This is a genomic window from Aquirufa sp. OSTEICH-129A, from assembly GCF_054558355.1.
The window spans coordinates 854,949-876,739 of the sequence record NZ_JBPXKC010000001.1; the positions used below are offsets into that span (position 1 = coordinate 854,949).

17 protein-coding genes are annotated in these 21,791 nt (G+C 38.8%); 7 read left to right on the forward strand and 10 right to left on the reverse strand.

From position 1 onward, the window contains the following. Positions 1 to 84: 84 nt before the first annotated feature. Positions 85 to 864, reverse strand: coding sequence for an enoyl-CoA hydratase/isomerase family protein (locus tag SKC36_RS03795; RefSeq protein ID WP_459464693.1), 780 nt, complete (start codon positions 862 to 864; stop codon positions 85 to 87). A 42-nt stretch (positions 865 to 906) separates the two neighbouring features. Further along, complete coding sequence (gene rpoN / locus SKC36_RS03800; protein WP_459464695.1) at positions 907 to 2,346, reverse strand: RNA polymerase factor sigma-54; 1,440 nt, start codon at positions 2,344 to 2,346, stop codon at positions 907 to 909. Positions 2,347 to 2,496: 150 nt separating this feature from the next. Between rpoN and asnS the strand changes: the two genes are divergently transcribed. Genes asnS through SKC36_RS03825 form a run of 5 tightly spaced genes read left to right on the forward strand, consistent with a single transcriptional unit; the run spans position 2,497 to position 7,669 of the window. After that, positions 2,497 to 3,927 carry an asparagine--tRNA ligase gene (asnS, locus tag SKC36_RS03805; RefSeq protein ID WP_459453198.1) on the forward strand — a complete coding sequence of 477 codons (1,431 nt, stop codon included), beginning with the start codon at positions 2,497 to 2,499 and terminating at the stop codon, positions 3,925 to 3,927. A 1-nt stretch (position 3,928) separates the two neighbouring features. Continuing rightward, complete coding sequence (locus SKC36_RS03810) at positions 3,929 to 4,306, forward strand: diacylglycerol kinase family protein (protein ID WP_459453199.1); 378 nt, start codon at positions 3,929 to 3,931, stop codon at positions 4,304 to 4,306. A 15-nt stretch (positions 4,307 to 4,321) separates the two neighbouring features. Continuing rightward, positions 4,322 to 4,978 carry a DUF4290 domain-containing protein gene (locus SKC36_RS03815; RefSeq protein WP_459453200.1) on the forward strand — a complete coding sequence of 219 codons (657 nt, stop codon included), beginning with the start codon at positions 4,322 to 4,324 and terminating at the stop codon, positions 4,976 to 4,978. A gap of 9 nt (positions 4,979 to 4,987) precedes the next feature. After that, positions 4,988 to 6,295 carry a UDP-N-acetylglucosamine 1-carboxyvinyltransferase gene (gene murA / locus SKC36_RS03820; RefSeq protein WP_459453201.1) on the forward strand — a complete coding sequence of 436 codons (1,308 nt, stop codon included), beginning with the start codon at positions 4,988 to 4,990 and terminating at the stop codon, positions 6,293 to 6,295. Between the two features lie 3 nt (positions 6,296 to 6,298). Then, positions 6,299 to 7,669 carry an MATE family efflux transporter gene (locus SKC36_RS03825; protein ID WP_459464698.1) on the forward strand — a complete coding sequence of 457 codons (1,371 nt, stop codon included), beginning with the start codon at positions 6,299 to 6,301 and terminating at the stop codon, positions 7,667 to 7,669. Positions 7,670 to 7,824: 155 nt separating this feature from the next. On the opposite strand, the gene SKC36_RS03830 is transcribed toward SKC36_RS03825, so the two are convergent. Then, entirely contained in the window at positions 7,825 to 8,985 is a 1,161-nt protein-coding gene (locus SKC36_RS03830; protein WP_459464700.1) for a sialidase family protein, read from the reverse strand. A 220-nt stretch (positions 8,986 to 9,205) separates the two neighbouring features. Between SKC36_RS03830 and mscL the strand changes: the two genes are divergently transcribed. Next, a complete protein-coding gene (gene mscL, locus SKC36_RS03835) occupies positions 9,206 to 9,559 on the forward strand; it encodes a large conductance mechanosensitive channel protein MscL (protein ID WP_459464702.1) in 354 nt (117 codons plus the stop codon). Position 9,560: 1 nt separating this feature from the next. Here mscL and lpdA read toward each other — a convergent pair whose 3' ends face one another. From lpdA to SKC36_RS03860, 5 genes are all read right to left on the reverse strand, one after another. Beyond that, positions 9,561 to 10,967: a dihydrolipoyl dehydrogenase gene (lpdA, locus tag SKC36_RS03840; protein WP_459453205.1), complete on the reverse strand. Its 1,407-nt coding sequence runs from the start codon at positions 10,965 to 10,967 to the stop codon at positions 9,561 to 9,563. Positions 10,968 to 11,014: 47 nt separating this feature from the next. After that, entirely contained in the window at positions 11,015 to 12,613 is a 1,599-nt protein-coding gene (odhB, locus tag SKC36_RS03845; protein ID WP_459464704.1) for a 2-oxoglutarate dehydrogenase complex dihydrolipoyllysine-residue succinyltransferase, read from the reverse strand. Between the two features lie 22 nt (positions 12,614 to 12,635). Beyond that, positions 12,636 to 15,365, reverse strand: a complete 2,730-nt coding sequence (locus SKC36_RS03850) for a 2-oxoglutarate dehydrogenase E1 component (RefSeq protein ID WP_459453207.1) — start codon at positions 15,363 to 15,365, stop codon at positions 12,636 to 12,638. A 245-nt stretch (positions 15,366 to 15,610) separates the two neighbouring features. Beyond that, positions 15,611 to 16,546: a type IX secretion system membrane protein PorP/SprF gene (locus tag SKC36_RS03855; RefSeq protein WP_459453208.1), complete on the reverse strand. Its 936-nt coding sequence runs from the start codon at positions 16,544 to 16,546 to the stop codon at positions 15,611 to 15,613. Between the two features lie 9 nt (positions 16,547 to 16,555). Further along, positions 16,556 to 17,500: a DUF3667 domain-containing protein gene (locus SKC36_RS03860; RefSeq protein ID WP_459453209.1), complete on the reverse strand. Its 945-nt coding sequence runs from the start codon at positions 17,498 to 17,500 to the stop codon at positions 16,556 to 16,558. Between the two features lie 94 nt (positions 17,501 to 17,594). Here SKC36_RS03860 and htpG point away from each other — a divergent pair, with 94 nt between their 5' ends. Further along, entirely contained in the window at positions 17,595 to 19,412 is a 1,818-nt protein-coding gene (htpG, locus tag SKC36_RS03865; protein ID WP_459464742.1) for a molecular chaperone HtpG, read from the forward strand. Between the two features lie 82 nt (positions 19,413 to 19,494). On the opposite strand, the gene SKC36_RS03870 is transcribed toward htpG, so the two are convergent. Then, on the reverse strand, positions 19,495 to 20,100 hold the full coding sequence (locus tag SKC36_RS03870; protein ID WP_459464706.1) for a T9SS type A sorting domain-containing protein: 606 nt from the start codon (positions 20,098 to 20,100) through the stop codon (positions 19,495 to 19,497). A 95-nt stretch (positions 20,101 to 20,195) separates the two neighbouring features. Further along, positions 20,196 to 21,740: an OstA-like protein gene (locus SKC36_RS03875; protein WP_459453211.1), complete on the reverse strand. Its 1,545-nt coding sequence runs from the start codon at positions 21,738 to 21,740 to the stop codon at positions 20,196 to 20,198. Positions 21,741 to 21,791: the final 51 nt, after the last annotated feature.

Below are 21,791 nucleotides of genomic sequence, written 5' to 3' on the forward strand. Positions count from 1 at the left end.
AATTCCCATTCGGGACTGCAAAGGTAGAATTTCTTTGGGAATATGAAAAGACCTTGTTGAAAAAAAATGAATTTTATTCCAATTTTACTTCCCAATAAAACGAGGAGCTCGTTTTTCTAAAAAGGATTTTACCCCTTCTTGGAAATCTTTGGAATAACCCGCTTCTCTTTGAGCTTCAGCTTCCATTTCTAAAATAGTTGCTAAGTCCTGATGATGAGCCTTTTGCAATTCCCTTTTCATTAAGGCCAATGCCAAAGTAGGTCGACGGGCAAATTCTTCTCCCAGCGAAATTACTCGTTGGTCCCAATTTTCCTCCTTAACCACCTCAGATACCAAACCCAAGGATTTGGCTTCTTCCGCACTAATTTTTCTTGCTGTTGCTGCTAATTCAAAGGCCTTGTGATATCCTAAGGATTGCATCAAAAATGCTGTACTGCCCGCATCTAAGGTTAAACCTATCTGTACAAACAGTTCAGCAAAATAAGCTCCTTCCTTCGCAATGATATAATCACAAGCCAAGGCTAAAGAACATCCTGCCCCCGCAGCTGGGCCATTGATCGCGCCAATAACTGGCTTATCTAATCCTCGCAATGCCAATATCATCGGATTATAAGTCGATCTCAAAACTGCCGCCAAATCCGAATCGCTCGTCCCTGATTTTAAATCGGCACCCGAACAAAAGGCCTTCCCTTCTCCGCTTATAATAAGCACCCTAGCAGAATCAGAAGCTTTGGCCCTTTCTGCCACATCCCGAATCTCATGAATTAAACCTGCATGCAATGCATTGTAAACCTCAGGCCGATTTAAATGAATAGTCCAAACACCATTCACATCAGATAGTTTAAGAAATTGGTAATGCGACATCCTATTAATATTAGTTGAATGAATAAAAATGACCCAAGTATACTATAATTTCTTCCTTAATCTTGCCACCGGTATTCCCAATTGCTCCCGATATTTTGCCACGGTTCGCCGCTTTACCACAAAACCTTTTTCAGCTAACAACAATTCCAAGGTTTCATCTGGATATGGCTCATGGGCCGGCTCTTGCTCGATGATTTCCTTTAATATATTTTTGACTTCCCTAGTAGATATATCCTCTCCTGACTCATGGGTGATTCCTTCTGAGAAGAAATATTTCAAAGGATAAATTCCAAAATCCGTTTGCACCGATTTGGCGGAAACTACACGAGATATCGTAGAAACATCCATTTCAATCAAAGCCGCAATATCTTTCATCTTCATAGGTTTCAAAGATGAATCATCTCCGGTCAAGAAAAATTCATATTGCTGGGCCACAATGCTATGCATGGTTTTCAATAAAGTTCCTTGTCTTTGTTGTATTGCTTGAATAAACCATGAAGCAGCATCCAATTTATGTTTGATAAAAGTAACCGCCTCCTTAATTTCTCTTTGCTGCTTATTTCCTTGATCATAGGTTTGCAGCATCTCTTGAAATGACTTACTTACCCTTAATTCAGGAGCGTTTTTACCATTCAACTTGATATCCAATTTCCCATGCTGGTTGGTGACCACAAAATCCGGTTGTAAATATGGGGCTAAATTACCCCCTTCTGAGCCTCCCGGTTTAGGGTTCAATCGCTTTATCAGGTTGATCGCTTTTTTAAGGTCAACTTCATCTATTCCAATTTTTTGCTGTAGCTGCGTAAAATGCTTCTTAGAAAATTCATCAAAAAACTCATCTATTAACCGAATGGCTAACAAACAAGTCGGATGATCCGATTCTCGACGGTGCAATTGTATCGACAAACATTCCTGTAAATCCCGAGCTCCAATCCCAGCAGGATCTAAAGCTTGGATTTTCTTCAAAACACTTTCTACCTCTTCAAAATCGGTGGTAAAACCTTGAGTAAATGCCAAATCATTGACAATACTTTCAACATTCCTTCGCAAATAGCCGTCTTCCTCCAAAGAACCTATTAACTGATGAGCTATAATTTCCTCTCGCTCATTTTTCAAAACGAAACCTATTTGCATCAATAAATAATCCTCCGCACTGGAAACTGTGGCCATCGGCCTCTCTTTCGTTTCCTCATTGGAATCATAAGAATCTCCAGCCATTTTATAACCGGCATAGTCATCTTGCAAATAATCCCCTATTTCTAATTCTTCACGCTCTAAATCCTCAACAGTCTCCCGCTCTTTTTCATCAAATTCATCTGAATCCTTTATTTCTAATCCTTCCTCCAGAGCTGGATTTTCCTCCAATTCCTCTTCTATCCTGGCAGCTAGCTCAGCCGTAGGTATTTGAAGCAATTTAACAAACTGAATTTGTTGTGGAGAAAGCCGCTGTTGCTGAGAAATTTTGATGGATAATCCCTGCATATCTTTAATCTAATAAACAAATATACGTCGATTTGACGGCCTGTTTTTAAAAATACTGGTAATTCACAAATAAATAAAATTATTCCGTTTTTTGTACGTAATTTTGAGACTAGTTTGCCCCAAATGGGGGCCATTTGACCATTTATTTATATGCAAATTAAAGAATTACTTCTCCAATCCCCGAGCCAACAAACAGTCACGGTCAAAGGATGGGTTCGTACCAAACGTGTATCCTCTTCCGTAGCATTCATCGCGATGAACGATGGTTCTACGATTCATAATATTCAGGCCGTTGTATCTGATGGTGCCGTTTCGGAAGAAACGTTAAAATTAGTTACTACAGGCTCATGCATTGCCGTAACAGGTATATTAATTCCTTCCCAAGGACAAGGTCAATCTGTGGAAGTTCAAGTTTCTGCCATCCAGGTTTATGGTACTGCAGATCCTGAAAAATACCCTTTACAACCCAAGAAACACTCTTTAGAATTCTTGCGGGAGATTGCTCATCTTCGCCCTAGAACCAATACTTTCTCGGCAATTTTGCGTATTCGTCATGCCTTAGCCTTTGCTATACATCAATATTTTAACGACCATGGTTTCTTCTACTTGCATACACCTATTATAACTGGGTCTGATGCGGAAGGAGCCGGTGAAATGTTCCGTGTCACTACATTGCCTGCCATCAACCCTCCCCTAACAGAGGACGGAAAAGTAGATTATAAGGAAGACTTTTTTGGGAAAGAGACTAATTTGACCGTTTCGGGCCAATTAGAGGGAGAATTAGGGGCAATGGCTTTGTCAAAAATTTACACCTTCGGTCCTACTTTTCGGGCAGAAAATTCCAACACCACTAGGCACCTAGCTGAGTTTTGGATGGTGGAACCGGAAATGGCCTTTTTTGAGCTTACTGATAATATGAATTTGGCAGAGGATTTCACCAAAAGCCTAATCAGTTATGCATTAGAAAATTGTGCGGATGATATTGCCTTCCTTGAAAAACGCTTGTTGGAGGAGGAAAAAATGAAGAAAAAAGAAGAACAATCGGAAATGACTCTTTCTGAGAAATTAAGATTTGTTTCTGAAAATACATTTGAAAGATTAACCTATACGGAAGCTATTGATATTTTATTGCAATCTAAGCCACACAAGCAAGGTAAATTTAACTATCCAGTAGCTTGGGGAATCGACTTGCAAAGTGAACATGAGCGTTATTTGGTAGAAAAACATTTTAAGAAACCTGTCATTTTAACCCATTACCCTAAAGACATCAAAGCATTCTACATGAAATTAGAAGATGACGGCAAAACGGTACGAGCCATGGACGTTTTGTTTCCGGGAATTGGAGAAATTATTGGAGGATCTCAAAGGGAAGATAACTACGAAAAACTTCTTCAGCGAACGAAAGAGGTGGGAATTGAAGAAGATTCCATTTGGTGGTATTTGCAAACCAGACAATTTGGTTCTGCTCCCCATGCCGGTTTTGGACTAGGTTTTGAGCGTTTGGTCTTGTTTGTAACAGGAATGAGTAATATACGAGACGTTATTCCATTCCCAAGAACTCCTAAATCAGCAGAATTTTAATATGTTCAACCTATCCAAAGCTTTTCGCAGTATTTCCATTGCTTGGTCAGGAATTATCACCTTGATCAAGGAAGAAAATAACGCAAAAATTCACCTAGCATCGACTATCTTAGTTGTTGTGGTAGGTATCAATGTCGGCTTCATGGCGATAGAATGGCTTTGGATAAGTTTAGCCATTGCAGGAGTATGGATGGCAGAATTGATAAATTCAGCCTTAGAAAAGATTACCGATATTGTAGCTCCTGAACACCATGCTTTGGCTAAGAAAGCAAAAGATTTTGCAGCAGGAGCTGTTTTGGTGATGGCTATTTGGGCGGCTTTTGTATTTTGCCTTATTTCCTTTCCACATCTTTGGATGCGATTGGTTTTTAGTAATTAAGATTGACACAACATTATGAAAGAATACGGGTCTAGTGTACAAAAATTGGTCAACTACATTCTGACGATTCAGGATCGTGAGAAAAGAACCAAATATGCCTTTCTCATGATTGAACTCATGAAACAGATTCATCCAGGCATGAAGGATAACAGCCAAGACTATTCCAAAAAGCTTTGGGATGATTTGTATATTATGTCCAACTTTCAGTTAGACGTACAAGGCCCTTATCCACCTCCATCACCAGAATCTGTTGGTAAAGCACCCAAAAAAGTGAATTATAACCAACATCACTTAAAGTTCAAACACTACGGACGTAATGTGGAATTATTGATTCTACGGGCCATTGCCGAAGAAAAAATAGAAGATAAAAAGATTTTAGTGGCCTACATAGCTCGCTTAATGAAAGGCTTTTATGTAACCTGGAATAAAGACACGGTGGATGACCAAGTTATTTGGCAAAACATCAAAGAAATGTCTGAAAACTTGTTAGGATCAATCGTTGACGAATTATCACAAGAAGGATTAGGGCATGCCAAAGTGGCCAATAATGCTCGAAATGCCTACAATGCTCCAGAATATCCAAACGGATCAAACAATAACCGTGGCGGAAATAATTATAGAAAAAACTTCAGAAATAATCGGAATTTCAATCCAAGAAATCATAAAAAATAGTTGACCCATATGGCCTCATTTAAAGTAACAGGTGGTAGAAAATTATCAGGAGAAATTACTCCTCAAGGAGCAAAGAACGAAGCATTACAAATTTTATGTGCTGTAGTTCTTACTGCTGAACCTGTCACCATACACAATATTCCCAATATCCGTGATGTCAATCAATTAATTGATTTATTGGGGGATATGGGTGTAAAAATTCGCAGATTAAGTGAATCTAGCATTGAATTTGATGCATCCCAAGTCAATATAGAATACCTAGAATCTGAGACATATAAAGCTAAAGCAGCTGCTTTACGTGGTTCTGTTATGTTATTGGGACCCACCTTGGCTCGTTTCAAAAAAGGACGTATTCCTTCACCCGGAGGTGATAAAATAGGTCGTAGAAGATTGGATACTCACTTTACTGGATTCATGAAATTGGGGGCAAAATTCAATTATAGTGCCGAAGATGGTGGATTTTATGAAGTAGATGCCTCACACCTTACCGGGGCTTATATGTTATTGGATGAAGCATCGGTTACTGGAACGGCCAATATTTTAATGGCTGCGGTTTTAGCCAAAGGGACAACCACCATTTACCATGCTGCTTGCGAACCATATATACAGCAATTATGTAAAATGCTGAATCGCATGGGTGCCAAAATTTCGGGAATTGGTTCTAATTTATTAACCATAGAAGGAGTTGAAATCTTGGGAGGAACCGAGCATACCATGTTACCTGATATGATTGAAATTGGTTCTTTCATTGGAATGGCTGCCATGACTCAATCAGAAATTACCATTAAAAACTGTAAAATTCCTGAGCTAGGTATCATTCCTGATGTTTTCCGCAAACTTGGTATCAAACTGGAATTCCGTGGAGATGATATTTTTGTTCCGGCACAAGAGCATTATGAACTAGAAAACTTCATTGACGGCTCCATGTTGACCATTTCTGATCATCCTTGGCCAGGTTTTACACCCGATTTATTATCAATCATTTTGGTAACTGCTATTCAAGCAAAAGGAACCGTATTGATCCACCAAAAAATGTTTGAAAGTAGACTTTTCTTTGTGGACCGTCTAATAGAAATGGGTGCTCAAATCATCCTCTGTGATCCTCACCGCGCTACGGTAGTAGGTTTTGACAGAAAACAAAACTTGAAAGGCATACGTATGTCCTCTCCTGATATCCGTGCTGGGGTTTCTTTATTAATTGCAGCTATGTCGGCCACAGGTACTTCAATTATTGATAACATTGAGCAAATTGACAGAGGATATCAAAACATTGATACTCGCCTAAATGCTTTAGGTGCAGAAATTGTTCGAATCTAATACATGCATGAAATTAGTCTTAGCGACAAAATTGCCAGTACGATAAAATTAGCATTACCTATTGTTATCGGACAATTAGGCGTGATGCTTATGGGTTTGGCGGACACCATTCAAGTAGGACAAATGAAAACTCAGGCCGCAGAGAGCTTGGGGGCTTCTGGCATGGCGGGTTCGATTTTCTTCACAATTGCCGTGATTGGTTTAATCTGCTTGCAGATTATTTCGCCCATGATTTCTAAAGCAGTAGCCGAGAATAATGATTCGGAATGCGGAAATCTCTTGCGAGCTGGTATTCGAGTATCCTTATTCTTATCAGTCATCACTATTTTCTTAATTGGTATTATTGGCTGGAATTATGACTTATTTCAACAAAGTGCTATCAACAAAGAATTAACCCTTCCCTATTTGGTATTAATAGCCATTTCGGTAATTCCTACCTTCCTTTTCTCAGCCTTCAAAAGCTTTTCCGACGGATTAAAACGTACGAGAATCGCCATGAATATTACCATTATCGCCTTAGTATTAAATGTTATTGGTAATCATATCTGCATTAATGGATTAGGGCCAATTCCTGCCATGGGTTTATTTGGAGCAGGTATTTCAACTTTACTTTGTCGTATATTCATGGCTGTTTGTTTAGGATTTTATATTTTCAAATCTGGGTCATTTAAAAAATATTTAGCTAAACAAGGTACAGAACATCATCATTGGGTTTTAGAAAAGACTATTCTGAAAGTGGGTATTCCATCTGGTTTTCAAGGATTTTTTGAAATCGCAACTTTTGGAATGGCTGTAGTCATGATGGGTTGGATTTCTTCAACGGCACAAGCTGCCCATATAGTGGCTATTAACATGGCATCTTTGACTTACATGATGGCCACAGGTATCGCCGCAGCAGGTGGAATTCATGTTGGCTCAGACATTGGAGAAAAAAATAGGATGGGAATTTACAAATCTGGTAATGCCGCATTACTACTTTCCATAGCTTTCATGGGAATTTGTGCCATCATCATGTTTACTGGCAAACCGTGGTTAGTACGTGGATATACCCAAGAAGCTGGAGTGATAGCTATTGCCGTCAATTTAGTTACCTGGGGAGCTATATTCCAATTATTTGATGGCATACAAGCTGTTTCCTTAGGCTTACTTCGTGGATTACAAGATGTAAATATTCCAACAGCCATAACCATATTTTCATACTGGGGAGTGGGTATTCCTCTCAGTTATTATTTAGGTATTTATGGTGACTTGGGGGCTGTTGGCATATGGATAGGATTAACATGTAGCTTAATTTGCTCCGCGACATTACTCTCTTGGCGTTTTTATGCTCGTACCAAAGTCATTGATTTCGATTCTCTGAAAGTAGAAGAATAATCAAAAAACTGGTAATCTAATCTTTTGTATATTTTTTTAACGATTTCAATCGTTTGGCTAAGGACGCTTCCTTACACTTAACTGAGCTAAATCGCTAACGCTGGCAAGGTTTGGAACCTTGACAGCGTTGCTGGCCTTAGCCAAAAATCCAATATTTACTCCCATTTTATACTGACAAATGCTATCTCCGAATAATCATTTCGCTCATATAAAACGCCTATTCGATCTTCCTCTAATTTAACAATGTCTGAGTATGCCGTAAAATCAGGAAATTTTATAGGATCATTTGTGGCATCTATTTCATGTTTGATTGGCCAAGTTAAACCTTCATCAAAACTAATTCGCAAGGTTAAATGATTTCGATTTTCGGGATCAGCAGCATTGGAAAAAGCCAATACACTTTTACCTTGGCGATATCCTAAAGATAATAAAGAACCTTCACATACCGGATCTGGCAAGGATGTTTCATAATAGGTTTTATCCCATGTTTTACCGCCATCTGAACTAATGGCTGCAATTCGGGTTTTTACATCTCCTCTTTGATTTCGCGCATTCAACAGTAATCGATTATCTGAAAGTTCAGCAGCAGTGGCCTCATTACTTCCAGGAAGTCCCAAAGACTGGCTCAATTGAAAACTTTCACCATGATTATCGGTAAAAAATCCATGTGAAACATAATCACTAAAATCTGACTTAGGCGCTCCACTAGAATGATTGGCAGCCACATATATTCGACCTCGGTATTTACCTGAACTAATTTGCATGGCATGACCAGGCGTATTAGCATAGGAACGCCAATCTTCCGCAAAATTATAAGGTTCTTGACTAGGACGATGAACAGATTTAGTCAAATTAGTAGGCTTTGACCAAGTCTTTCCATCATCAGTGGAGGTGATATACCACACTTCCCTGAGACCTTTTCCTTGTCGAACTAAATTTTCGTGATTATTCCCTGTATTATAAAATAAAAAAATCCTTCCTTGAGGATATTCAGGATCCCAATAATCAACGACTGGGGCTGGATTCCCTGCTTGTAAGGAATCTACATCGACGACTTTTTGTATAGCAGACCACGTCTTTCCTCCGTCTTTACTTCTTTTGGAAACAATATCAATATTCCCAAAATCGGCCGCACTTTTTTTTCTACCTTCTGCCAAAGCCAAAAGTTCGCCATGAGGCAATTTGATGATAGCTGGAATTCGAAAACTAGCATAAGAGTCTTGGCCAGATTGGAAAACCGTAACTTTCTCAGACTTTTGAGCTAAGAGTCCCGAAGAAAATAAAAAAATTGACAAGAAAATAAGTGGTGTTTTCATGGCTATAAACGATAAAATCAAATTTACTCATTTATTACTTATGAATTTGTGCAAACAATTTTCTTCAAGCGATTGAAAATTAAAAAAAAATCAAGTATTTGGACTTGAATTTCGAAAGATTGATCCATGTCGCCAAGTTGAAATCTAAGCGACAGTGGGTGTATTCGAAAAAGTTCTAAATATTTCCAGCAAATAATTTCAAATTAAATCCCTTCAAAACATGAGTATCATTAAAGAATTTAAAGAATTTGCCATGAAAGGCAGTCTAATCGAAATTTCAGTTGCCTTTATCATGGGAGCTGCATTCGGTAAAGTCACCACCGCTTTCATTGATGGCGTCATTATGCCAATTGTAGGTGAGTTAACTACAGGTGTAGATTTCAAATCAATGAAATATGTCCTTAGAGAGGCTCAATACGATGCTAGTGGCAAAATTTTAAGTCCGGAAAACGCTATTCAATACGGTAATTTCATCACCATTTTCATCGACTTTATTTTAGTCGCATTTGTGATGTTTTTACTTATTAAAATGACCAACCGCTTTAAATCTTCAGAAGCAAATGCAAGCGAGTAAATTAAGCGTGAATAGCTCGTTTGCTAGTTGCTGCTAAACAAGCTTCTTTCATGGCTTCCGTGTAGGTAGGATGGGCATGAGACATACGTGCCACATCTTCTGCACTAGCCCTGAATTCCATAGCTACCACTGCCTCTGCAATCATATCGGCAGCACGAGCACCAATGATATGAACTCCTAAGATTTCATCTGTTTGGGCATCAGCTAATACTTTTACTAGACCATCTACATCCATGGAGGCTACGGCGCGTCCCAAAGCCTTAAATGGAAAAGAACCATCTTTGTAGGCAATACCTGCCGCCTTGAGCTCTTGCTCTGTTTTACCCACAGCGGCTACCTCTGGCCAAGTATAAACTACTCCAGGAATCAAATTATAATTAATATGGGGCTTTTGTCCAGCAATTACCTCAGCCACAAATACACCTTCTTCCTCTGCCTTATGCGCTAACATTGCTCCTCGAATCAAATCACCAATGGCATAGATGCCTGGAACGGATGTTTGTAAGGTGTGCTCATCAACGGCAATTCTTCCTCGTTCATCGACTTGCAGACCAGCCGCGGCTAAATTCAAACCTTCTGTATAAGGCTTACGACCAATACATACCAAACAATAATCTCCTTTAATTTCTACGGCTTCACCTGCCGCGTTTTTAGCCTTAACCACTACCTCTTTCCCTTTATTTTCAGCCCCAGTAACCTGGTGAGAAAAGTAAAAATCAGCTCCCAACTTGGCAATTGATTTCTGCAATTCCTTTCCCATGGTTCTATCCATGGTTGGAATCATGCCTTCAGCATATTCCACGAAACTAACCTTAGAACCTAAGCGAGCATAAACAGAACCTAACTCCGCTCCAATTACACCTGCTCCAATCACAATCAAGTGTTTTGGTATTTCTTTTAATTTCAATGCCTCAGTTGAGGTAATGATTCGCGTTTTATCCACAGGAATAAAAGGCAAAATGGTAGGTTTGGAACCAGTTGCCACAATGATATTCTTGGCACTTAGCAATTCCTCTTTTCCATCAGCTTGGCTAACCTTCACCACTTTGGCACTTTCAAATGAACCTAAACCATGAAAAACCGTTACCTTATTTTTCTTCATTAAAAATGAAATACCACCATTCATTTTTTCCACCACACCGGCTTTTCTGGCAATCATTTTTTCCAAATCAACTTTGGGTTTCCCTCCTACTATTCCATGTTCTTCAAAATGATGAATGGCATTGTAATAATGTTCTGAAGAATCCAATAAAGCTTTGGAAGGAATGCAACCTACGTTTAAGCAGGTACCACCCATGACAGCATATTTTTCAATAATGGCAGTTTTAAACCCTAATTGGGCCGCACGAATGGCTGCAACATAACCACCAGGACCTGAACCAATAACGACAACATCAAATTCTAACATAAGGCAATGGAAAAAAGGAATAGGCCTCTAAAGGCCTATTCACGTTGTTAAATATCTAATAATAAACGAGCAGGATCTTCCAACAACTGCTTGACACGTACTAAAAAGCTAACCGATTCACGACCATCAATGATGCGGTGATCATAGGATAAAGCTAAGTACATCATAGGTCTAATCACAATTTGACCATCCACCACAACAGGACGCTCCACAATATTGTGCATACCTAAAATAGCTACTTGTGGGGCATTGATAATCGGAGTGGACATCATAGATCCAAATACACCACCATTGGTGATAGTAAAGGTTCCTCCCGTCATTTCTTCTAAACTCAACTTATTATCTCTTGCTTTCACAGCTAAACGAACTACTTCGGCTTCGATTCCAGCTAAACTTAGGTTTTCAGCATTGCGAATAACAGGGACTACTAAACCTTTAGGTGCAGACACTGCGATGGAAATATCACAAAAATCATGGAATACCATTTCATCTCCATCAATCTTCGCATTGACAGAAGGAAACTCCTTAAGCGCCACACAAACGGCTTTAGTGAAAAAGGACATAAAGCCTAATCCAACACCATGCTTTTCTTTAAACTTATCTTTGTACTTCGAACGCAAATCCATTACTGGCTTCATATCCACCTCATTAAAGGTAGTCAACATAGCCGTTTCATTTTTTACCGCTACCAATCGACGAGCCACTGTCTTACGTAATGAAGACATTTTTTCACGACGAGAAGCCCGAGCATCGCTAGATGAACTAGCAACTACAGCAGGTGCTGGTGCAGAAGCTGCTGCTGGTGCAGGTGGGGCTACCTGGGCATTTTGAGCATCGTCTTTCGTAATTCTACCACCAACTCCTGTTCCTGCTACTTGTGAAGCAGCAATTCCTTTTTCGTCCAATATTTTCGCAGCGGCCGGAGAAGGATGTCCTGCAGCATAAGAAGCTGCTGTAGAAAGAGTCGTAGCACCTGCTACGACTGTAGCGGGTGAAGAAGGAGTCGTAGCAGGTGCTACGGCTGTGGCAGGTACTGCAGCTGTGGCATTTGCTACGGCTGTGCCAGATGCTCCAACTGTGATGGTAGCTAAAATACCACCGATAGGCACTACAGCCCCAGATTCTGCCACGATATTTAAAACACCTGCAGATTCAGCAGGTAATTCAAAAGTAGCCTTATCTGATTCTAATTCACATAAAACCTCATCTAACGCAACAGTATCACCTGTTTTTTTATTCCAAACAGATACGGTCACTTCAGAAATGGACTCACCCACTGGAGGTACCTTAACTTCCAATACTTTACCTTCGGTAGCAGCAGCAGGAGCAGCAGGAGCAGCAGATGCTACTGGTGCTGGACTTGGAGTTTCTACCGCGGCAGGCACTGGAGCTGTAGCAGAGGCTTGAGCGCCAACTACTTCAATGGTGCAAATAACAGCGCCAATTGGTAAAACATCACCTTCTTTCGCTACTATATGCAGTACACCTTCCGCTTCTGCTGGCAATTCAAAAGTTGCCTTATCTGACTCCAATTCACAAAGAACTTCATCCAACTTCACTATATCACCCTCTTTCTTATTCCATGTAGCAACGGTAACTTCCGTAATCGATTCGCCCACAGCGGGCACTTTCATTTCTATGGCCATTGTTGTTCGGCTTTTATTTTAATTATTCAAACGCTTTATTTATCAAGGCAGCTTGCTCTTCTGCATGTACCTTTAAGAATCCTGTGGCAGGAGATGCACTCTTTTTACGTGCTACCAAACCTTTGAATTTAGTCCAACCAAATTCACGAATAATATAAGACCAATAGCCCATGTTTTCTGGTTCTTCCTGAACAAAATACACATCGGCATTTTTATATTGAGCTATTTCCTTTTCTATTTGAGCCGTTGGTAGTGGGTGCAATTGTTCAATTCGAATAATCGCCACATCTTTACGAGCATCTTTTTCTTGTTTTTCTAGTAGGTCAAAATACACTTTTCCACTGCACAATAACACTTTTTTAACCTTTGCTTTTTCAGCAAAACTATCCCCAATGACCTCTTGGAATTTACCTTTAGTGAAGGCTTCAATTGGAGAAACCACCTTAGGATGACGGAAAATCGATTTAGGAGACATAACCACCAATGGTTTACGGAATTCCCAAGTCAATTGTCGACGTAAGGCATGGAAAATATTGGCAGGTGTTGTCAAATTAGCAACCACCATATTGTTCTCTGAAGCTAATTGCAAGAAACGTTCTGGGCGAGCATTGGAGTGCTCGGGACCTTGCCCTTCATAACCATGAGGCAATAGCATTACCAAACCATTTTGTGTTCCCCATTTTGATTCATGTGAACTTACAAATTGGTCAATCATGGTCTGTGCACCATTGGCAAAATCACCAAATTGGGCTTCCCAAATCACTAAAGCATCTGGATTAGCCAATGCATACCCAAATTCAAATCCTAAAACACCATATTCAGAAAGCAAGGAATTGAAGATTTGCATCTTCTCTTGTCCTTCTTTTATATGATCTAAATTACAATAATTACTATTCGTATTGGCATCATGCAATACCGCATGGCGATGAGAGAATGTACCACGTTGAACATCTTGACCTGATAAACGTACCGTTTTTCCTTCGGCCAAAATTGAGCCATAAGCTAATAATTCAGCTGTTGCCCAATTTAATTCTCCCTTTTCAAAATACGATTTACGGTCAGCAATAACCTTTTCAATTTGCTTCAATGCAACAAAACCAGCTGGTAAAGTGGTTATAGCCTTGGCCACCAAATCAATCGTTGATTTATTTATCGCTGTATTGGGTGAGCTAGCAAAATCTCCTTCTTTGGAGAAACGCAAAGTAGACCATTTATTATCCAACTTTAAGGGAACATAGGGAGGCTTTACTTTTTGTTTGACCATATCCAAGCGAGCCTGCAATTCCGCCTTAAATTCGGAATCCATCTGACTGGCTAATTTGGCATCAATATCACCACGCTTGATTAATGTTTGTGTATAAATCTCTCTTGGATTTGGGTGATTGGTGATGTTGGCATACAAAGTAGGTTGAGTAAAACGTGGCTCATCCGACTCGTTGTGACCGTTTCTACGGTAACATACCATATCAACAAATACATCACGACCAAACTCCTGACGGAATTCTGCTGCCATGCGTGACACAAAAACAACTGCCTCAGGGTCATCGCCATTTACGTGAAATACAGGAGCATCGATGATTTTAGCAACATCGGTACAATATATGGCCGAACGAGCATCCTCAAAATCCGTTGTGAATCCTACTTGATTATTGATGACAAAGTGAATGGTTCCTCCGGTAGAATAACCCTTCAATTTAGCCATTTGAGTTACCTCATAAACAATACCCTGACCTGCTAAAGCCGCATCTCCATGTATTAAAATGGGTAATACTTGGGAATAATCTCCCTCATAATGGGCATCGGCACTAGCCCGACAAAAACCTTCAACCAAGGGATTAACCGCTTCTAGGTGAGAAGGATTGGGTGCCAATTTCAAAGAAATCTCATTTCCATTAGGGCTTGTATGCTGACTAGAATATCCTAAGTGGTATTTCACATCACCATCTCCATGAATTTGGTCAGGAACATTTCCTTCAAATCCATCAAAAATAGCCTCATAAGATTTATGCATGATGTTGGCCAACACATTTAAGCGACCACGGTGAGCCATACCTATCATGGCTTGCTTCACCCCAGAATCAGCCGCTTTGTTGATGATAGCGTCTAAACCGGCAATCGTGCTCTCTCCTCCCTCTAAACCGAAACGCTTCTGACCTAAATATTTAGTTCCTAAGAAATTTTCAAATACAACCGCCTCATTCAGCTTTTGTAAAATTTGCTTTTTCTCTTCTATCGAAGGCATAAATGACAATGCCTCTTTTTCTATTTTATTTCTTAACCACTCTTTAACACGAACTTCACGAATGTAGGAATACTCAAAACCTATGGAACCTGCGTATATTTTATCTAAAACTTCGCAAATCTTGCGTAAAGTAGCTGGACCTATACCCAAGAAACTACCTGCCTGAAATACGGTATCTAAATCTGCTTCGGAAAGTGAATAATCCTTAATTTCTAAGCGAGGCTGACGATCTTTGCGGGCACGAACCGGATTGGTTTTAGAAAGCAAATGTCCTCTAGAACGAAAGGCCTTTATCAAGCTGATAACTGACATTTCTTTTTGAACATGCGAACTATCCAAGGCAGCACCTGAAGACGAAGCGCCTTCTCCTTGCCAAGTTTGAGCAAACTCAAAACCCTTGAAAAAATCTCTCCAAGAACTGTCTACTGAATTGGGGTCAACTCTATACGCATCAAACAAGTCAGAAATAACCTGTGTATCAGCATTGGCAACGTAGGAAAATGAATCCATAATGTAAAATCTGGCCTATATCCAGAAAAGTTTCAAACGTTATTGATTGGATAAATTTATTTAATCTTGTCTAAAAAAATCTTCGCAATTTACGAAGGGGATTATAATTATCCCCAAAAAAATTGGGGTTTTTTCCCGTTTAGAGCACAAATTTCCAAGGATTTATGCCGCAACTTGCAAGGCCAAAAAAAATCTTTAAATTTTATTATTATATCTATGGATAATCAAATTATTTACCCGAATACCTAGGGTCTAAAATTGGCTATCTTCCCATTCCCTAAATCTATCTCATACCTCATAAAAATTTGATGATAAGCAGAGACTGCCGTTTGCGTCGTACTAGTTCCTGTATTGTTCGTACCTGGCGCATAATACACCGAATTCCTTCCTAAAAAATCATAGGCATAACCCACTCGGAAATTTCTTCCCAATGGAACTTCCACACTGCCCAACAATGCCTCATTGGAAAACTCAGATCCCGTATTTTGCCACCAAATACCCAAACCCACTTTTTCTTGCCACCAAAAAACGGCATGTAAATCTACCCTAGTCTCCTCGTATTGTTGACGAGCAAGTGCACCCAGTTTCAGCAAATTCCCTTTTCCTGCATCCATTTGATAAGCAATTTTGGCATAAATTGGATTGGGATTTGACCATCCTAAATCTCGTAAACTTTGAGTTGGACGACTAAGTCCTAACTCCAATCGGTCATACTGATAAGAAATACCAAAACCGATGCTTCCTCCAAACTCAGATGTCCCATTTCTTCCCAAAATAGGATATTGATTCAAACCTAAATTAAGACCTAGTTGTAATCCCTGACCTTTTCCAATGACAAATCGCTTGGCTACCAATCCAGCAAGACCTAAATTGGCTGCTACTCCGCCTCCCAAAGGTCCGTAGGATTGATCCGTATTGTAGGCCAAAAAACCTATCCCCCATTTTTCTTGACGGATGGGCATATCAAAACTGAAATATTGCTGCGATGAAGTTGCTCCTCCGGTTTGTTGGAATAAAGGTTTTCTACGAAATATACCCGTCACAGAAGCCACACCTTTTCCACCTGCATCAGCAGGATTAATGGACAAGGGAATAAATGGGTATACCATGCGTAATGATTCTTGCTGAGCCTTCAAACAGACCCAACTTAAACAAAAAACTCCCAGCAGAATGAGGCGCATATGCTTGATTTATAAACTAAAAAATGAAAATAGAACCAGAGAAATAAACAAAATGAAAACAAATACGAATTGTAAACTAAAAGTTGCTGCAAACAATCCAATCGACTTAACGCCTTTCAATTGATAAAAGTTTGTAAAACTTCGATAATAAAAATATATCCAAGCGATCACCAAGAAACTTTTTACCACATTAAGGAAGTCCCATGATAAGGCTAATTGAATTAGGTCAAATACATTTCTTAAAAACAGAACAATGAACCAACTCGTAGCCATATGTAACACAAATATACCATGGTGCATGAAGTAAAAATGTTTCCTTCGAATAAAGATGCACTGCAAAATCAAGGCTAGGATGGGTATGGTTACAAATAAAACTTGGGACATTTTGTGCGTAACGCCATCATACAAAGCACGGTAAAACTGCTTACTGTCTGGATACTTTTTTTGTAACTCAAAATAATGAACAAGTATATTTTGAAAAAGTGGAGAATCTCGCGCTGATTCTGGCTTATCTAATTGGCTTTTTTTATAACGCTGAAGCTCATTTGAATTCAAATAAGTATCACGTTTATCTACCTTTACTTGAAAGGAGGCCACCTCTATGGCCTTGGTATCTTTACTCCAAGTAAATTGTAAGGGCTCAAAGACATAAAATAAAGTCAAAAAGAAAAAGGCTGAAGTAAACAGGTAAAAGCGGATGGGATGCAAATAACTACTTCGTTTACCTAATAAATAAGCCTGGGTTAAACTTCCAGGTTGTAAAAATAAGGTTTTACAAGTCTTAAATAAGGCCCCATCAAAATGGGTGATATCTTCCACAAAATGAATCATTAAAGACAAAAATGATTCATAGGGTTCCCTATTTTCTTGTCCACAATGAGAACAGTAACGAGCTGTTACTTCTTTCCCACAATTGAGACAATTGCTTTCACTTCGTATGATGCTTTTCGACATAATTACTGACAATATGACACCTCCATCAAATTTGGATTCGTTTTTGTTAATCCTCCAACAAATTAAAGATTTTTAATCACTCCTCATGAACAATATGAAAGAAACAGGTAATATCTCCATTCACACCGAGAACATTTTTCCGATCATTAAAAAATTCCTCTATTCGGATCACGAAATTTTTCTTCGTGAATTAGTCTCTAATGCGGTAGATGCCAGTCAAAAAATCAAGAGATTAAGCTCCATTGGAGAATTCAATGGCGAATTAGGTGAATTGAAAGTCAAAGTAAGTTTTGACAAAGAGGCGAAAACTATCACCATTTCCGACAATGGAATTGGTATGACAGCCGAAGAAATAAAAAAATACATCAACCAAATTGCCTTTTCTGGCGCCACCGAGTTTGTAGAAAAATACAAGGATAAAGGTGACGACAAAGGAATCATTGGCCATTTTGGTCTAGGATTTTACTCTGCCTTCATGGTAGCATCCGAAGTGGAAATTATTTCAAAATCACATCAAGAGGGCGCTGAAGCTGCTCAGTGGATTTGTGATGGATCTACTGAATATAGCATCAATTCCGCTGAAAAAGCCGAAAGGGGAACCGACATCATCTTGCACATTGCCGAAGATTCTGAGGAATTTTTAGATGAGTTCCGTTTGAAATCCATCCTAGAAAAATATGGTAAATTTTTACCTATACCGATAGAATTCCAAGATAAAATCATCAATAATCCTTCTCCACTTTGGACTAAATCTCCGTCTGAATTAAGCGATGAAGATTACTTGAAATTTTACGAAGAATTATATCCATTTCAAGAGAAACCATTATTTTGGATTCATCTCAATGTAGATTATCCATTCAATTTGACTGGAATTCTATATTTCCCAAAAGTGAAAAATGAGTTCCAATTGCAGCGTGAAAAAATTCAGTTGTACAGTCGCCAAGTATTCATAACAGATGAGGTAAAAGACATTGTACCAGAGTTTTTAATGCTCTTGCATGGGGTAATCGACTCCCCAGATATCCCTTTAAATGTTTCGAGAAGTTTCTTGCAGGCGGATTCTAATGTAAAGAAAATCAATAGCTATATCACAAAAAAGGTAGCTGATAAATTACAAGAGCTATTCAAATCTGACAGACCTGGCTTTGAAGAAAAATTTGCTAATATTGGCTTATTCATCAAATATGGAATGATTTCGGATGAAAAGTTTTTTGAAAAAGCAAAAGATTTCTGCTTGGTCGAAAACACGGCTTATAAGCTTTTCACCTTGGATGAATATGCCGAGGAAGTTCAAGCTTTACAAACAGATAAAGATGGTCAGAAAGTGTATTTATACACCACAGACGTACAGCAACAAGATGCCTTTATTCAATCCGCCATTCAAAAAGGGTATTCCGTATTAAAAATGGACTCCATGATTGATGCCCATTTCATTAATCAAATGGAATCAAAAATTGAAAAAACGCAGTGGAAACGCGTGGATGCAGATTCCATTGATAAATTAATCGACACAGGTATCCAATTGGAGGCGGTGTTGACAGATGATCAAAAAAATACGGTAAAGGCAATTTTTGAAGAAACGCTGAACGACAAACAAAAACAGGTGAGTGTTGAGGCTATGTCGCCGGATGAATTACCTGCCATTGTAACACAAAATGAATTCATGCGTCGAATGAGCGATATGTCTAAAACAGGTGGTGGCGGTATGGGTATGTTTGGTAATATGCCAATGACCTATCAAATTACCATCAATGCCAACCACCCATTGATCAATAAATTGATTGAATTACCATCAGAGGATGAAAAGAAAAATTTAGCGAAGCAAATTGCTGATTTGGCTTTATTATCTCAAAATCTATTAACTGGAGCGGATCTAACCGCATTTATTAAGAGGACGGTTAGTGGATTTTAATGGGTTAAAAAACAACGTCGTCAAGGTTCCAAACCTTGACGACGTTGTTTCAAACGAACGAATTTTTCGTTAAAATTATTGCTTATTGCTTTCTAACTATCAACTTCTTGGTAACAATAGAGCGACCATCGATCATTAGTTGATACATATACATCCCACTGTTGAATTCCCTCAAAGAAATACGCGCATTGCGTTGATCTTTATCTAATACCAACTCCTTGATTTCTTGACCTAAAATATTATAGATCACAATCTTTACCTCTTGGTTGGATGTATTCATTTGAAAATCAATATCGGCATACTCACTTGCTGGATTGGGATATAAATTAGAAACCACTAGCCGGTCCGATTGAAACAAAAAATTATCGTTAGTTCCAGCCTCTTCTGTCAGCTTACGTTCCAAATTCATTGGTTCCGCTGTTTTCTGAGAGCTAGGCTGAGCATAACTATTCTTTAAAAACTGGCTGATATAAGTATTCTCGTGAATGTTTAAACTCGTTTGCAATTGGGGATTAATATTAAAGCTTCTTTTAGCTAACAAAATCGGCAAACGAACAGGACTAGGTTTTGATTTCATCTCCAAACGAGATCTAGATTTACCTTCTCCCTGTGCGTTCACATTCCATGAACTCTCGATTAAGAGTAGCATCATGATGCAAGACAACATAAAGGATAAGTATCGATTCATTTCAAGATTAATAGAAAACAAAAATAAGACAGATATTGTCTTAGAAAAATTGAAATAGGCCAAATGGTACATTATGAATGACCAAAGGCTCTATTTTAAGGATTTTTAACAATTGGTATGGATAATTCCGTTGCATTCACGGCATCCATCAGTTTTTTCAAGCTTACTTTTTCGTTGATTCGCCAACGATATCCATCCAAAACTTCCAAATCTTCATTCCATTCTTTTGGTGGAACAAATTTTGCCTCGGGCTTCGTAATAAAAGTTATGCGTTTGACTTTATTATCATCGAAAAATAGATTCATTCTACTGCATTCGACACGATTTAGACCAGTCGTTACTTTTTTGTCGTCCATCACATAATAAATACTCTCACCATTTCCTTCCACATTCACCCTCCTCAGTTTGGAATCTTCCTTAAAAAACACCCAAACCTTTCGACCTTTTATTTGATTAAAATGAGATGCCGAATCTGCCGAAATCACAAAAGAATGCCCCCTGAGACGCATTTCTCTCAATTTCTGATTCACCATAAATAAAGAAATTGAATCAGCTGTTGACTGTGAATCATTGGTCCAAATGATGGGCTTTTGATAAAAATGAATGACTGAATCTCGCATGTCATATCCCAAGGAGTCACATCGGGCTGATAAATCAGATTTATAGATTTGAACGTGCTTATAAGCATATAACTTGCGAACAGAATCTTGTTTATTATCAAAGGAAACGAGGGTGTCAGCAGTTAAATATAAGGTATCCTTTTCCATAATATTTCGCATGAGGGCATGGCCATATACACGAGTAATTCCTGTTTTACCATTGTAGCGACCATTTTTTCCCGTCAATACGACTTTATCTTTTTGGCTTAAAAATTCCACATTACCTATGGCTACTCCAATTTTAGTGGGACTATCATAAAACAAGGTATCTGCAGTTAAGGTATAATCTTCCATCTTGGCGGTAGAACGCCCAGTAAAATTGGAGACTTTCGTCTGGGTATTATAAAACCCGGATTTGGTATAAACCGTATCCTTTTTATTGATTATTTCTGTCGGACAGATGAAAAAAGCTTCTTTAGTCGCAGTATTATATCGTAAGGAATCGGCTTTCAGGGCCCCTCCTTCCTTGTCCACCACTCGTACTTTTTCTTTAAATAAAAAGTTCTTGGTAACAGTATTATAAAAACCTTCCTTGCTTGTAAGTGTAGTTTTCTTATCCAAAATCTTAGCCCCTGTATGGTAAACCGCCATTTTGGTATTCATGTCGTAATCCAACTTATTGGTATTCAACACAATGGTATGATCATCCAATTTAACACGGCCCAACATATAGGCTTGTCGGAGATCGCCGTTATAAAGTGCAGAATCTCCAGTAATGGTAACAGTATCAGCTTGTATAATTTTCACACGACCATAGGCTTCCACGTTATTGGTACTACTATTCAAAATCGCTTGATCACAAGATAAGGTAGTTGTTCCTTGACGAAGCACGACTTTCCCAATCAATTTCTTGATCATGTTAGATTCCACCTGAATACCATTTAAACTATCCGCAGAAATTACTTGTACCTGACTTTGACACCAGGCCAAGGCAGGTAATAACAAGAGAAACAGTAGGAAAATGAGCGATTTATAACGCATGTTGAAAGCGAATCGTTAATTTCGTGGCTTTATCACGCAATTTACCATTTT